Annotated in this window: 13 protein-coding genes and 1 pseudogene; 6 read left to right on the top strand and 8 right to left on the bottom strand. The window is 69.8% G+C overall.

Annotated features, from left to right (window positions below; genetic code table 11):
• The 4 genes from M878_RS64895 to M878_RS64880 form a co-directional block, all read right to left on the bottom strand.
• The coding region (locus tag M878_RS64895; protein ID WP_023547201.1) for a class I SAM-dependent methyltransferase at nucleotides 1-745 on the bottom strand (745 nt) is incomplete at its 3' end.
• A gap of 92 nt (nucleotides 746-837) precedes the next feature.
• Nucleotides 838-1,989 carry an acyltransferase family protein gene (locus tag M878_RS64890; protein ID WP_209445528.1) on the bottom strand — a complete coding sequence of 384 codons (1,152 nt, stop codon included), beginning with the start codon at nucleotides 1,987-1,989 and terminating at the stop codon, nucleotides 838-840.
• Between the two features lie 77 nt (nucleotides 1,990-2,066).
• A complete protein-coding gene (locus tag M878_RS64885) occupies nucleotides 2,067-3,401 on the bottom strand; it encodes an alpha-2,8-polysialyltransferase family protein (protein WP_023547199.1) in 1,335 nt (444 codons plus the stop codon).
• Nucleotides 3,398-4,375 carry a glycosyltransferase family 2 protein gene (locus M878_RS64880; RefSeq protein ID WP_023547198.1) on the bottom strand — a complete coding sequence of 326 codons (978 nt, stop codon included), beginning with the start codon at nucleotides 4,373-4,375 and terminating at the stop codon, nucleotides 3,398-3,400. Before M878_RS64880 ends, M878_RS64885 begins: the two co-directional genes overlap by 4 nt.
• A 198-nt stretch (nucleotides 4,376-4,573) precedes the next feature.
• Here M878_RS64880 and M878_RS64875 point away from each other — a divergent pair, with 198 nt between their 5' ends.
• The 4 genes and pseudogenes from M878_RS64875 to M878_RS64860 all read left to right on the top strand — a co-directional run bounded on the left by M878_RS64875 (nucleotide 4,574) and on the right by M878_RS64860 (nucleotide 9,459).
• Complete coding sequence (locus M878_RS64875; protein ID WP_023547197.1) at nucleotides 4,574-5,896, top strand: DUF6716 putative glycosyltransferase; 1,323 nt, start codon at nucleotides 4,574-4,576, stop codon at nucleotides 5,894-5,896.
• 23 nt (nucleotides 5,897-5,919) lie between these two features.
• Nucleotides 5,920-7,313, top strand: a pseudogene (locus tag M878_RS64870) (cytidylyltransferase domain-containing protein).
• Complete coding sequence (locus M878_RS64865; RefSeq protein WP_023547196.1) at nucleotides 7,313-8,251, top strand: N-acetylneuraminate synthase family protein; 939 nt, start codon at nucleotides 7,313-7,315, stop codon at nucleotides 8,249-8,251. Before M878_RS64870 ends, M878_RS64865 begins: the two are co-directional and overlap by 1 nt.
• Nucleotides 8,252-8,313: 62 nt before the next feature.
• On the top strand, nucleotides 8,314-9,459 hold the full coding sequence (locus tag M878_RS64860) for a hypothetical protein (RefSeq protein ID WP_023547195.1): 1,146 nt from the start codon (nucleotides 8,314-8,316) through the stop codon (nucleotides 9,457-9,459).
• Nucleotides 9,460-9,566: 107 nt separating this feature from the next.
• On the opposite strand, the gene M878_RS97505 is transcribed toward M878_RS64860, so the two are convergent.
• Genes M878_RS97505 through M878_RS64850 form a run of 3 tightly spaced genes read right to left on the bottom strand, consistent with a single transcriptional unit; the run spans nucleotide 9,567 to nucleotide 11,093 of the window.
• Nucleotides 9,567-10,007, bottom strand: a complete 441-nt coding sequence (locus tag M878_RS97505) for a hypothetical protein (protein WP_158692693.1) — start codon at nucleotides 10,005-10,007, stop codon at nucleotides 9,567-9,569.
• Between the two features lie 28 nt (nucleotides 10,008-10,035).
• Nucleotides 10,036-10,233 (bottom strand): DUF397 domain-containing protein, encoded by a 198-nt coding sequence (locus tag M878_RS64855; RefSeq protein WP_023547194.1) that lies wholly within the window; start codon nucleotides 10,231-10,233, stop codon nucleotides 10,036-10,038.
• Nucleotides 10,234-10,241: 8 nt separating this feature from the next.
• Entirely contained in the window at nucleotides 10,242-11,093 is an 852-nt protein-coding gene (locus tag M878_RS64850) for a helix-turn-helix domain-containing protein (protein WP_031224985.1), read from the bottom strand.
• 204 nt (nucleotides 11,094-11,297) lie between these two features.
• Between M878_RS64850 and M878_RS64845 the strand changes: the two genes are divergently transcribed.
• Nucleotides 11,298-11,708: an ATP-binding protein gene (locus M878_RS64845; RefSeq protein WP_023547192.1), complete on the top strand. Its 411-nt coding sequence runs from the start codon at nucleotides 11,298-11,300 to the stop codon at nucleotides 11,706-11,708.
• Nucleotides 11,709-11,835: 127 nt separating this feature from the next.
• Nucleotides 11,836-12,819: a DUF1259 domain-containing protein gene (locus M878_RS64840; protein WP_023547191.1), complete on the top strand. Its 984-nt coding sequence runs from the start codon at nucleotides 11,836-11,838 to the stop codon at nucleotides 12,817-12,819.
• A 10-nt stretch (nucleotides 12,820-12,829) separates the two neighbouring features.
• Here M878_RS64840 and M878_RS64835 read toward each other — a convergent pair whose 3' ends face one another.
• Nucleotides 12,830-13,486, bottom strand: coding sequence for a class I SAM-dependent DNA methyltransferase (locus tag M878_RS64835; protein WP_023547190.1), 657 nt, complete (start codon nucleotides 13,484-13,486; stop codon nucleotides 12,830-12,832).
• Nucleotides 13,487-13,561: the final 75 nt, after the last annotated feature.

Raw genomic sequence — 13,561 nt, 5'->3', positions numbered from 1 at the left:
GCGGGAAATCCGGTGCCCGCATGCCCTTCGACTTCAGCCGGACGATCCGGTGTCCCGCGGCCTCCTGGACGCTCAGATGGCAGTCGGAGCGCTCCCGCACCATCGCCAGCAGCTCCTCCTGGACCGGCTCCGGGTCGCCCCAGGTGCCGTACAGCTTCTGGGTGCTCAGGCAGATGGGGTGCAGGCCGCGGTTGAGCACGGCTTCCCAGGCCGCTATCGAGACTCCGGGGGTGTGCTCGGAGCGGAAGTCGTCCAGGACGACGATGCCGTCCGGGAGCAGCAGATCGTGCGCGGCCCCGATGTCGCCGTACACGTGCTCGTACAGATGAGAGGCGTCGATGTGCACGAACCGGCAGGAGCGGGGCGTGACCTCGGCGGGCACCACGGAGCTGGGCCCCTGGAGCACCCGGGGCAGCTCGTCGTGGAACGAGCGGTAGTTCTCCTCGAAGACGCGCCGGGTCAGCGCGCTGTACGACTTCGTCGACTCGGCCTGGTTGGCGTCGTCCGGGGCGTCGCCCTCGAAGAGGTCACACACGGTGTACCGCTCCGCGGGCTGCTGGTGCCGCCCTATGAAGATCGCGCTCTTGCCCATATAGACGCCGACTTCCAGCAGATCACCCCGCATCCCGGTGGCTTCCTGCCGGTTCAGGAACCAGTCGAAGAGCAACTGGTCGAGCACCGGGAACCAGCCGGGCACGTCATCGAGACGGCGGGGCGGTCGCGTCGTTTCCTGGATGATGGCCATGCGGAGTGGGCACTCCCTTGTACGGCGTCTGTGGGATCCCTGCGGGGGGCCTGTGCGGCGTGGGCTCTACGGTGCCTGCCCGCAGGGTCCGTTCAAAACCCAAGCCCAGATGAACGACTGGCCAACTTCCGTTCCTTCAGCGCCCTCTTCAGACGCGGGCCGAACGGCCGCTCCACAAAACGGTGGATCAGCCACGCCAGCACCAGCATCCCGAGCACGGTCACGACGAGCGTCGGCCACGCGGGCAGACCGAGACTCCGGTGCAGCACCCGGATCGCGAACCAGCCCAGGTGCTCGTGGATCAGGTAGAAGGGGTACGTCAGCGCGCCGGCCGTGACCAGCCAGGGCCAGGAGGCCCACCGCGTCCAGCCCAGCGCCACGACGGCGACGGCCGCGAAGGCGACGGTGACGATCAGGATGACGACATACGGGTCGCGGTGCGGATGCGGGCCCCACAGGCCGAGGGTGGCCTCCCGCTGTGCGAGCAGCCAGGACATCGCGACGATGCCCCAGGTCAGCAGGTCGCTGCCGAAGCGGTGGATCAGATACAGCGCCAGACCGCCGATGAAGAAGGAGGCGTACTGGGGCATGATCACCTGGTTCAGCAGGTTGTTGTTCGTGCTGTGGCAGAGCACGGACGCCAGCGTCCAGACACAGGCGAACAGCACCACCCGGCGGTAGGTCACCCCGCGCAGGACGACGAGCAGCGCGAACAGCACATAGAAACGGACCTCGACCCAGAGCGTCCAGCACACGCCGAGGACCCGGGTCGCGCCCATCGGCTGCTGGAGCATCGTCAGGTTGACCAGGAACTCGTCCAGCCGGACCGCGGGGACCACGACGGGCAGGGCGAGGGACGCGCCCGTGATCAGGACCAGCGCGACCCAGTAGGCCGGGTAGAGGCGCGCGACGCGGGAGCGGAAGAAGTCGCCCAGGGTACGGCCCCAACTGCTCATGCAGATCACGAAACCGCTGATGACGAAGAAGAGCTCCACGCCGAAATTGCCGTAGACGGCCGCCCGGGACAGGGTCGGGAAGAGGTGGCCCGGACTCCCGTGCCAGGACGCGGAGACCGTGCCGCCGCGGCCGACGTAGTGGTAGAGGCAGACCATCAGCGCGGCGACGAGCCGCAGACCGTCCAGGGCGAGCAAACGGCTCCCGCGCCCGCCGGCGACGGAGCCTGGCGCCGCCCGGGATATGAGGGGGCCGGGTGCGGTGGCGAGGCCGGGAGATGAAGCAGCCATGTGCGGTTTCCTTCCTGGTTCGGGTCTTCACGGTCCAGCCGCTGATGGCTCCGGCCGCGGCGACGCTCCTGGCCCGGCTAGCCGAGTGCGCGCTGACGCAGGCTGCGCGCCGTGCGGGCCACCCGGCGGACCGTCGCGTTGCGCGGGATGAACGCCAGCTGGGCGGGCACCCCGCCGGGCAGGGCCAGCGAGGTCAGCCGTCGGCGCTTGAAGTAGTGCATGGTGCGCGCGTTCAGGTTCTTGGCGAGCCAGGTCTCGGCATGCCCGCGCAGCCCCGGGTAGATCTTCGGCTGCATCGCGAAGCCCACCGCACGGATCAGCGTGCCGAGCACCTCGACGTCCATGCCGGCGTGCTGCTCGGTCACCCCGGCGCGGTCGCCGAGTTCGGGCAGCAGCGCGTCGACGATGGTCACCGGGATCCGGTTGCTGTTCTCGTACGGCGTCAGCTGCTCCAGCAGCGGCTCGGTGCCGATCCGGGCGACGGGCAGGCCGTAGAGCGCCTTCGCCGTGAGCAGGGCGGTGGAGAAGCAGCCGACGACCAGCGCGGGACGCATCCGCTGGTACAGCACCTCGGCGAGGACCGGCGTGTCCACCACGGTCAGCTCGACCTTCAGCTTCCTTGCCTCCTGCTCCAGGGAGCGGGTGAAGCCGGCCGGGGCGGACGGGTGCGGCTTGAACACCACCTTGCCGTGCCCGAGCGCGGCCGCGCCCCTCAGCATCCGCACATGCAGGTTCTCCTCCTGCTCGGCGGTGAGGATGTCCAGCGCCGACAGATACTGGCCGAGCAGCAGCGCGGGCTCCTCGACCTCCGGCAACTCGGCGCCGGAGGGCGCGAGTGCGGCGAGCACCTTGGTGAACGCGGCTGTCGGCACGATCTCGCCCGGCACATCGAACTCGGTGAGCAGCAGCGGCTTCAGGCCCGGCACCAGGTCCAGGTGCAGCACCCGGTCCACCCGGGTGCCGACCAGCGGGTCGATCTTGTTGCGGGTGGGGCCGTAGCTCATCAGGCCGTCGGCGTAGACCGTGACCGGCGCGCCGGTGAAGATCTGGCCGAGCGCCAGTGACGGGTTGACCTGGATCGACTCGACGGCCAACTCCACGTCGTCGTCGCCCAGTTGCCATTCGTGCCGCAGGAAGCGTTCCCACAGCGGCATGTCGTCCACGCGGGGCGCCCAGCCGCCCGGGTGGAACGGGAAGATGGTCTCGTTGTACGAGATCACCTCGTCGAAGCGGTCGCGCAGCTTCTCGAAGCCGGGCGCCTCGTCCAGCGCCGGAGTGGTCTCGGGCGAGGCCGCGTTGTTGCAGACCAGCAGGATCCGCCGGTCGGCCGGGCCGAAGCAGCCGGAGTCCAGGGCGGCGGCGAGCGTGGCCGTGCCGTACAGGGTGGACGCCTGGAAGATCTGAGTGGTCACGCGGCGGCCCCCGCGGAGGCGGGACGGCGGCGCAGCCGGCGCAGCTTGCCGGCGCGCTGGACGTCCATCGAGTCCAGCGCGTCGTCCAGCACGTCCTGCGGCATGCGCCGCAGGGCCGCGGCACTCATGGATTTCAGTTTTCTCGCCACCGGGGGCTCGAACCTTTCGATGGATCCCAGATGATGGGAAATGATGGCGCAATAGGTGCGGACCGCCTTCGGCAACAGGTCCTCCGCGTCCCGGTCCTGGGCGGTTTCCGCGACCACCTGATCGAATGCCCGAATGAAATCAAGTTGCCGGACATCACCGATCTGGGTGAGTGACGAGGCGACCCCGCGCCGGTAGAAAACACCCAGCATGCTCACCGCGGCGAAGGATTCCGCCTCCCGGTGCAGCTTCCAGATCCACGGCCGGTCCTCGGCCGTGCGAAGCCCGTCGGTGAAGTGCAGCAGGCCCTTGTCCACCAGCCGCCGGTGGTAGATGCCCGCCCAGGCGTACGCGTAGTCCACGGACGTCGACCGGTCGGCGGGCAGGATCGCCTCGCGCGGGCTCAGCACCACGCCCCGCCGGCCGACCGGCACCCGGAACACCTGGCGCGAGCGCGCGGTGCACTGCACATGGTCGGTGCGGATGAAGTCGCAGCCCAGCTCCTCTATGGCGGAGACCAGTTGCGGGAAGTAGCCGGGGGCGAGCCAGTCGTCGCCGTCCAGGAAGGTCAGGTACTCGCCGCGCGCGCGGTCGATACCGGTGTTGCGGGCGGTCGCCAGCCCCCCGTTCTGCTCGTGCCGGACGAAGACGGCCCCGGGAAGCTCGCGCTCCGCGCGCGCGAGAATCTCTGGTGTCCCGTCGCGGGAACAGTCGTCGACGAGAATGAATTCGAAGTCCTCACGCGCGTTCGCCGCAAGGCTCCTGAGCGTGTCGGGCGCGTATTGCTGCACGTTGTAGAACGGCACGATGACGGAGAGCTTGACCACGTCAGGGACGTTAGGGGGAAGCCCGTCATTCGTCTTGACCGTCTGCTTGATGCTGGGTGAACGGCACGTGGCGAAGCTGTGAACCGGGCTCTTTTCCCGTGCCCTGACGACCCGATTCGCCATTCGGCGATGTGCTGTTAACCCTTTGTTGCATTCGGGTTGGGCCGAACCTCGGAATGGCTTTCTAGCGTCTTCGGCGTGCCAGCAAGTGCTACGAAGTCCCTGCGGGTCGCCGTCCTCTCCGATTCCGACACCCGGTGGAAGTGGGGCGCGCTCACCGCCGGGCGCCTCGCTCCCACGGATGCCGAGATCCGGCTCGACGGCTACCTCCTGCGGGGACGCGCCACCCCGACAGCCCGCCAGCTGAAGGAGGTCGGTGTCCGGGCAGACTCCCTGCGGGAGGTCACCGGCGTCGAGTTCCTGCGTGCCATGGGCCAGGCCGCCGAAGACCCGTACGACGTACTCATCCTCGCGCTCGTCGGCGGCGGCGTCCAGGCCATGCTGCACGGCCTGCGCGCCATCTGGGCCGGTGCCGGCAGGCGTCCCGTCGTCGTCACCGGATATGTCGGTGTCGTCTACGAGAAGCTCGCCGACGGACTGCTGCTGCGGCACGGCGCGGACCTCGTCCTCGCCAACTCCCGGCACGACGCGGACCGGTTCCGCGCCGTGTACGAGGGCGTGGGCGCCGACGCCTCCTCGGTCACCGAGGTCGCGCTGCCCTTCCTCGGCGGGGCGTCGTACACCGGTGAACACGAGCCGTACACCGTGGTGTTCGCGGCCCAGCCGTCCGTCCCGGAGAGCCGCAAGGACCGTACGTACCTGCTGAACCGGCTCATCCAGCACGCCCGCAAACACCCCGAGCGCGAGGTGCTGCTGAAGCTGCGCTCCAGGCCGGGCGAACACACCACCCACATCGAGGAGTTGCCGTACCAGAAGCTGGTCCAGGGCAAGAAACTGCCCGCCAACTTCCGTCTGGTGTACGGCCATATGGGCGAGGTGCTGGACCGCACCGACCTGCTGGTCACGGTCAGCTCCACGGCCGCCCTGGAGGCCCTGCACCGCCGTGTCCCCACGGTCGTCCTCACCGACCTGGGTGTGCGCGAGGTGCTCGGCAACCACCACTTCACCGGCTCCGGCTGCCTCGCCTCCTGGGACCAGCTCGACGCCGGGCACCGGCCGGCGCCGGACGCGGAGTGGGTGTCCCGGCAGGGCGTCGCCGCCGACGGTTCTTACACCACCGCGTTCGACACCGCCCGTGAACGCATCGCCAAACTGCTGGACCGACCAGGGGGGCTGCCGCCCCTCACCCCCTACTACACCCCCGAGACCGCACCCGGCTACCTGCCCGGCATCCTCGCCCGGCACCACCTCGGCCCCGACGGCGTCCCGCTGCCCGGCGCGCCCGCCGCCGACAAGGAGCCCGGACCGGTCCGCCAGATCGTGCGCCGCGCCGCGCGTGGCGCCTACCGCCACGGCGTGCAGCGAGTCGCCCCGGTGATCCGCCGGATGGGGGAGCTGTGACCTCGTTCCAAGGAGTGGACCCCATGTCGAACCCGGAAGCGGGCCAAGGCGCTGCGGTGCGCCGGGTGCTCGCGGTGATCCCCGCACGCGGCGGCTCCAAGGGCGTGCCCGCGAAGAACCTCGCGCCCGTCGGCGGCATCCCGCTTGTCGCCCGTGCGGTCCGCGAGTGCCGGGCGACCCGGCTGGTGACCGACGTCGTCGTCTCCACCGACGACCAGGCCATCGCCGCCGCCGCCCGGGAGGCCGGCGCCGAGGTCGTGCTGCGCCCGGCCGCCATCGCAGGGGACACGGCGACCTCCGAGGCCGCGGTCCTGCACGCCATGGACGCCCACGAGGCGCTGCACGGCGCGGCCGTCGACGTGGTCCTGCTCGTGCAGTGCACCAGCCCGTTCATCGTCCGCGAGGACATCGACGGGGTCGCGTCGGCGGTGATCGAAGACGGTGCGGACACCGCGCTGACGGTCGCGCCGTTCCACGGGTTCGTCTGGCGGGAGGCGATCGACGAACTCGCCGCGCACGGCGAGCCGTCAGCCACCGGAGCGGTGGCCGAAGGCCGGGTGGCACCGGAGGGACCCGCGGGCCCGGCAGCCGGGCCCGGCACGGCCTCGGTGGCCGCGGCGGCGGGCGGCGGCCGCACCGTTCCCGCGCCGACCGCCGGAGGCCACGGCGTCAACCACGACAAGTCCTTCCGCCCCCGCCGCAGGACCGCCCCCAGGACTTCCTGGAGACCGGCGCCGCCTACGCGATGGACGCGGCCGGCTTCCGCAAGCACCAGCACCGGTTCTTCGGCCGTACGGAACTCGTCCGCACCGACCCCGCGCGCGTGCTGGAGATCGACGACCCGCACGACCTGGCCCGCGCCCGCGCGCTGGCCCCCTTGTTCGACGCGGACCGCCCCGGCGCCCTCCCGACCGCCGACGACATCGACGCGGTCGTACTCGACTTCGACGGCACCCAGACCGACGACCGGGTGCTGATCGATTCCGATGGACGGGAGTTCGTCTCCGTGCACCGCGGCGATGGACTAGGCATCGCGGCCCTGCGTCGCAGCGGCCTGAAAATGCTGATCCTGTCCACGGAACAGAACCCCGTGGTCGCCGCCCGCGCCCGGAAGCTCAAGCTCCCGGTGCTGCACGGCATCGACCGCAAGGACCTCGCGCTGAAGCAGTGGTGCGAGGAGCAGGGCATCGCGCCGGAGCGCGTGCTCTACGTCGGCAACGACGTCAACGACCTCCCGTGCTTCGCCCTCGTCGGCTGGCCCGTGGCGGTCGCGAGCGCCCACGACGTCGTACGCGGCGCCGCACGCGCGGTCACCACCGTCCCCGGCGGTGACGGCGCGATCCGAGAGATCGCCGGCTGGATCCTCGGCCCCTCTCTCGATTCCCTCCCCCAGTCCCCACGTAAGGACATCTCCTGATGAGCACCAACTCCCGTCTGCGTACGTTCGGTTCGCGCGAGGTCGGTCCCGGCCGTCCCGTCTACATCTGCGGCGAGATCGGCATCAACCACAACGGTGAGCTGGAGAACGCGTTCAAGCTCATCGACGTGGCCGCCGAGGCCGGCTGCGACGCCGTCAAGTTCCAGAAGCGCACCCCGGAGATCTGCACCCCGCGCGACCAGTGGGACATCGAGCGCGACACCCCCTGGGGCCGGATGACCTACATCGACTACCGCCACCGGGTGGAGTTCGGCGAGGACGAGTACCGCCAGATCGACGAGTACTGCAAGGAGAAGGGCATCGCCTGGTTCGCCTCCCCGTGGGACACCGAGGCCGTCGCCTTCCTGGAGAAGTTCGACGTCCCCGCCCACAAGGTGGCGAGCGCCTCCCTGACCGACGACGAGCTGCTGAAGGCCCTCCGCTCGACGGGCCGCTCGGTCATCCTCTCCACGGGCATGTCGACCCCGAAGCAGATCCGCCACGCGGTCGAGGTCCTCGGCTCGGACAACATCCTGATGTGCCACGCCACTTCGACGTACCCGGCGAAGGCCGAGGAACTGAACCTCCGCGTGATCAACACGCTGGAGAAGGAGTACCCGAACGTCCCGATCGGCTACTCCGGCCACGAGACGGGCCTGCAGACCACACTGGCGGCGGTTGCCCTGGGTGCTGTGTTCGTCGAGCGCCACATCACCCTCGACCGCGCCATGTGGGGCTCCGACCAGGCCGCCTCCGTCGAGCCGCAGGGCCTCACGCGCCTCGTCCGCGACATCCGCACCATCGAGGCCTCCCTCGGTGACGGCGTCAAGAAGGTCTACGACTCCGAGCTGGGCCCGATGAAGAAGCTGCGCCGCGTCGCCGGCGTCGTCGCCGAGGCGGAGATCGCCGCGGCCGCGGGCGAGCCGGTCACGGTCTGAGTGTTCTGATCGCTTTACTGGTCCCCTCACGGGTTCCCTTACGACAGGACGGTCGTACGCCGATGAGCCCCCGCGCCGGTCAGCCCGGCCACCCTCCCCGCACGCTCGCCTTCGTGGAGAGCCCGGTCCAGCTGCTGAACGTACTGGAGTGGGCGCATCTGTACGGCCTGCGCGGCGCGGACCCGGAGCCGCTGGGGTCCGTGCCCGCGCAGGTGAGGCGGACGGTGGTCGGTGCCTCGCCACCGGCCGGCGCGGACCTCACGGTCGTCGTCCTGTCCCCGACCGACCCCATGAGCCGGGGCCAGCTGCGCCGCATGGCGGACCTGGCCCGGGACGAGGGGTACCGGGTGCGCTGGGAGAACGCGCGGGGCGGTACGGCCGCGCCCTTCTCGACGATCGGCGGCCTGGCGGGGGCGCTCCGCAGGGCCGACCGCATCGTGATGGGAGACCCCTTCTCCCGCTACGTACAACTGCTGCTGACGATCACCCGGGCCCGCGACCTGGTCGTGGTGGACGACGGCACGGCGACGATGGAGTTCGTCGCCCAACTCGCCCGCGGTGAACGCCTGGTCCGCTGGCACCGCAAGGGCCGCCCCGGCGCGCGCGACCTTCTCTTCGCTCCTGTCTCTTCCTCGGCCCGCCGCCGCCTGACGCCGAGCGCCCGCCGCCGGGTCGAGGTCTTCTCCTCCATGCCGGTGACGGAGACCCCGGACGGAGTGACGGTCACGGTCAACGACTTCGCCTGGACCCGGGCCCGCTTCGGCCCGCCGCGCATCACCAGGGGCGCGGACATGGTGGGCACGTCCCTGGTGGAGACGGGCGTCGTGGACGGCGACCGCTACATGGAAGCGGTCCGCAGCCTCTCCAAGGCCCACGGCGCGACCCGCTACTTCGCACACCGCCGGGAGAGCGCGGAGAAGCTCCACCGCCTGGCCGCCGAGACCGGCCTGGAGATCGTCCGCCCGGACCTCCCCCTGGAACTGATCGCCCGCCGCGGCCCCATCGGCCGTACGGTCCTCAGCTTCCCGTCGACGGTCGTCCACACCCTGCCGCTGGCGCTGGCCGGAACCGGGGTTCGCGTGGCGGTCTGCGACATCGAACCGACCTGGCTGACCGAGAACGCCTCCCCCCGTGCCCAGGGCTTCCTGTCGGGGGTGACGGGAACGGCCCGGGACGTCCACCGGCTGACGGCGGTGAGCCCGGCGTAGGGCGGTTGGCCTGCCAGGGACCGTCCGGCACATCAAGTGTGTTGGGCCATTCAAGGCCGGGTGGCCACTGGCTCACGGACTACTCGGTCTCGACAGGGCAGCCCAGTTCAGCGTGCGAGCGGTTCGGGCAGCACGTCACCACTGCCACGGACAGATATGAGGGACGTTCGAGATAGAAGCCGTACGACACATCGGCGCCAGAGTGAAGTCGTACGGCTGCGGCCGTTATGGGCTGCTTCAATAGCTGGAAGAGCTGCCAGCAGCACGAGCGTTTCGAAGCGCGCCGAGCGCCTGCGCTCGCCGTCCTCCATCGCGGCCATGAACTCCTTGTGGGCGTCTGAGCCTTCCTCGACCAGGCGAGAGTGTTTCGCAACGGCAGCCACCTCCTTCACACACGTGGCGTACTCGACGTATGCGTTGAGCTTCCGTTCGTCCCAGCGGGTCGCCAAAGAGCGCCGATGCTTGGCCCGTTCGGCCACGGTGACGGACAGGTACGAAGTCAGCGCCCCCACAAGCACGCCCACCAGCGTCACTATCTGACTGATCATGGCGTTGACCGTATCGCCAGGACGGTGCCTAGGGGCGCTGGGTCTCTTTCAGGGCTTGGATGAAAGGGGCGAAGGCTTCGGCGGGGATGGTGAGGGTGCCGAGGGCAGGGTCCTTGGAGTCGCGGATGGCTATGTGGGTGGGGCGGGCGGCGATTTCCACGCAGTTGGCTCCGTCGTTGCCGCCGGAGTAGGACGACTTCCGCCAGTTGCCGAGGTCGCTGCTCATGGTGGGCCTCACAATTCCTTTGCCAGTCTGTGGATGAAGTCGCGCGAACGGGTGGGGTCGAGTGACGCCGCTTCCATTTTACGAAAGACTGTTCGCAGAACGCCGAGTTGAGCCTCGGAGTCGATGAAGCCGCTGCCGTCGATGACTTCACGGACGGCGGTGTCCAGCCTGGGCACGGCGCCTCCGGCGAGCATCACGGGGAACCAAGCGGCCCCGAAACCATCGAGCGCGAACGGGATGACGCGCACCGTGATGTGGTCGGCCTCGGAGAGTTCCAGAACACGAGTGAGCTGGACTCGTGACGTAGCGCGATCACCGACCTTGATACGGAGTGCTGCCTCGTGGACAACTGCCTTGTAGGGCACGGGGTCAGGCCTATCGAGGACGATCCTGCGCTGCAACCGGTGTCGCACCCGTTGCTCCAGTTCCTCCCCCGGGAGTTCGGGAACTCTGGAGGAGAACGCGGCTCGGGCGTAGTCCTCCGTCTGAAGCAGGCCCGGGACGACAAGGAACTCCACGTCCTGTCGGAACGTTGCGTGATGCTCCAACTCGGCGAGGTCGAGGAAGGGGGTGGGCAGCAGCCCCCGGTACTCCTCCCACCAGCCCCGGGTGCGGTCCTTCGCCACAGTTACCAGGGCACCGATCAACTCTTCATCCGTACAGGAGTAGTTGGCGGCGAGACGACGCAGCCGCTTCTCGCTCACGCCCGTGAGTCCGGTCTCGATCTGGCTGATCTGCGCTGAGCTCACACCAAGCAGGGTTGCCGCCTCGCGAGCCGACAGTCCAGCCGCGTCGCGGAGTCTGCGCAACTCCACCGCCAACCGCATCTGACGCGCTGTTGGTTCGCTTCTCAAAGTCATGACTGTCTCCTCCCAACCCCCCTGCTGGTAACACTCGTTCGGGGGCCAGGTTACGGGAGCGGCTTGCAAGACTTAAAAAGCTAGGTCTACCGTCGGTGATGCACCGCACACGCAGCGGAAGCGCACCGCTCCGCCCTGCCGTGACGGCTGCGGCAATGCCACAGCACGACAAATCCCCTCACCATATACCGGAGTTGATGACGCATGCCCGAAAATGATGCCTGGGACTACACGCTCTACATCCCCAACGACCTCAGAGCCGTCACCGTCTGCCGCCGCACCCTGCGCCTGATCCTCACCCTGCACGGGCTCATCGGCATCGTGGACACCGCCGAACTCCTCGCGACCGAGTTGGTCTCCAATGCCGTACGGCACACCAAGGGGCCCGCTGCCCTCAGGGTCCGCCGTACCCCGGAGGGCACCGTCTGGATCGGGGCCTGGGACACCGACCCCGCCCCGCCGGACCCGCCTCGCCCGCTGGAGCAGGTGGCGGAGCTGGAGGACGGAAGAGGTCTGGGGCTGGTGAAGGCCTGTGCGGAGTACTGGGGGTGGCAGCCGACGGCTCGGTTCGGGGATCGGGGGAAGTACGTGTGGTGTGAGCTGGGGGCCGCGTGACCGTGGCAAACGCCGTACTCCGGTCCCGCGACCAGGCGAAACTCGGTCGTGGCGTCCACGGCCCAGTGGCGCGAGTCGTCCATCCTGTCTGATCCGAACAGTCGGTCGAGGGACAAGGGGACGGCCCATGGAGTCGAACGGCAGCACGCTGCGGACGTCGCGGCGCGGTTTCCTCGCGGCGGGCGGCGCGCTGGCCTCCGCCCTGGCCGAGGCTCCCGTGGCGCAGGCCCTCGACCCGCTCGGAGAGGACGGTCGCGGTGACGCACCCGAGTCGCTCCAGCGGCCGCTCGTGACGCATCCGGCGGACTGGCAGGCCGTGGCCGAGGAGCTGGACGGCGTGGGTGGGCTGGGCGCGAGCGGTGTCGTGTACCGCTTGACGTTTCCCCGCTATGACCTGGATCTGTCCTCGCACGGGGTCGGCGGGCTGGTGGAGGCGTCGTACGCGGCGTTCGCCCGTTACCCGGACGGCCGCACGATGCTCATGGGCGACGTGGTCGCCGCCGAGGCCGAGCTGCAGCGGGTCACCGATGCCCTGCAGGCCCATGATCTGGCGCAGACCGCGATTCACAAGCACCTTCCCGCCCATCGGCCCCCGCTGTGGTGGACGCATGTGCATGGGGTCGCCGTCGATCCGGTGGCCCTCGCCCGCGCCATGCGCGCCGGTCTGGACGCCACCGCCACCCCGGGGCCCCGCCAGCCCGACACGGCACCGCCGGCCGGCCTCGACACCGCCGCCATCGACGCCGCGCTCGGCGCCAAGGGCAGGAGCGAGGACGGCTACCGTTTCTCCTTCGCCCGCCAGGAGACGGTCAGCGACGGCGGCCGTGTCGTGCCGGGCGCCATGGGAGTCACGACCGCTGTCACCTTCTTCCCCGTAGGCGGTGGGCGTGCCGCCGTGACCGGGGACTTCGTCATGATCTCCAGCGAGGTGCAGCGGGTCATCAAGATCCTGAGGAACGGCGGGATCAGCGTCGTCGAGCTGCACAATCACTCTCTGAACGACCAGCCGCGCCTCTTCTACCTGCACTTCTGGGCCGTCGGCGACGCCGTGCCCCTGGCCCGGACCCTCCAGACCGCCAAAGCGGCCACGAACCTCGCGTCCGGTTCCTGACCGGCCGGGCTCAGGCCTCGCCGGCGGGCCTGCGGGCCAGGACGAACGCCCGTGCCAGGGTTTCTTCAGCGGCCGGTTCCCGGCGTACCGTCGCCACCAGCTCCAGGCCCGCCTCGGTCAGCAGGGCGCTGACCTGGTCCGGAGTGCGCCAGTAGTAGTCCAGGTCGATCTCGTGGCCGAAGCGCTCCGGCAGGTGGAGGCGGCCGGGTTCCATGGCGGTCTGGAAGGCGAGGAGGGCGTGGCCGCCGGGCAGCAGGGTGCGGTGGAACTCGGCGAAGGCCGTCGGCAGGTGGGCGTCGGGGACGTGGATCGTCGAGTACAGGGCGAGGATGCCGCCCAGGGTGGCGTCCGGCAGGTCCAGGGACGTCATCGAGCCGATGTGGAAGCGCAGTTGGGGATATGTGCCGCGGGCCAGCGCCACCATCGCGGGGGAGAGGTCGACGCCGAAGACGGGCACGCCCAGCTCGTCGAGGAGCGCGGTGACGTGGCCGGGGCCGCTGCCCACGTCGGCCACGGGAGCCGTGCCGTGCCCGGTGACCAGCTCGGTGAAGGCGGTGATCAGGGTGCGGTCGAGCGGATGCCAGCCGCCGGCCGGGAACTGGGCCGCGTAGTCCTTGGCGATCGCGTCGTAGGAGCTGCGGGTGGTCCGCAGAAAGGTCTCGGTCACGGCTGCGGACCTTACCGAGAGGGAGACCGGGGCGGGGTCCGGTTCGTGGACATGGCGCGCGTGAATGTCATACGG

The sequence above is a fragment of the Streptomyces roseochromogenus subsp. oscitans DS 12.976 genome (assembly GCF_000497445.1).
Classification (GTDB): domain Bacteria; phylum Actinomycetota; class Actinomycetes; order Streptomycetales; family Streptomycetaceae; genus Streptomyces; species Streptomyces oscitans.
Note: the sequence above shows the minus strand (reverse complement) of the source record. Positions and strands in the feature narration are given on the sequence as shown.

Excerpts from the sequence above, each read along its gene's own strand:
- M878_RS64865 (WP_023547196.1), top strand. The coding sequence starts at position 7,313 with ATGAGCACCAACTCCCGTCTGCGTACGTTCGGTTCGCGCGAGGTCGGT.
- M878_RS97505 (WP_158692693.1), bottom strand. The coding sequence starts at position 10,007 with ATGATCAGTCAGATAGTGACGCTGGTGGGCGTGCTTGTGGGGGCGCTG.
- M878_RS64855 (WP_023547194.1), bottom strand. The coding sequence starts at position 10,233 with ATGAGCAGCGACCTCGGCAACTGGCGGAAGTCGTCCTACTCCGGCGGC.
- M878_RS64890 (WP_209445528.1), bottom strand. The coding sequence starts at position 1,989 with ATGGCTGCTTCATCTCCCGGCCTCGCCACCGCACCCGGCCCCCTCATA.
- M878_RS64850 (WP_031224985.1), bottom strand. The coding sequence starts at position 11,093 with ATGACTTTGAGAAGCGAACCAACAGCGCGTCAGATGCGGTTGGCGGTG.
- M878_RS64840 (WP_023547191.1), top strand. The coding sequence starts at position 11,836 with ATGGAGTCGAACGGCAGCACGCTGCGGACGTCGCGGCGCGGTTTCCTC.
- M878_RS64845 (WP_023547192.1), top strand. The coding sequence starts at position 11,298 with ATGCCCGAAAATGATGCCTGGGACTACACGCTCTACATCCCCAACGAC.
- M878_RS64860 (WP_023547195.1), top strand. The coding sequence starts at position 8,314 with ATGAGCCCCCGCGCCGGTCAGCCCGGCCACCCTCCCCGCACGCTCGCC.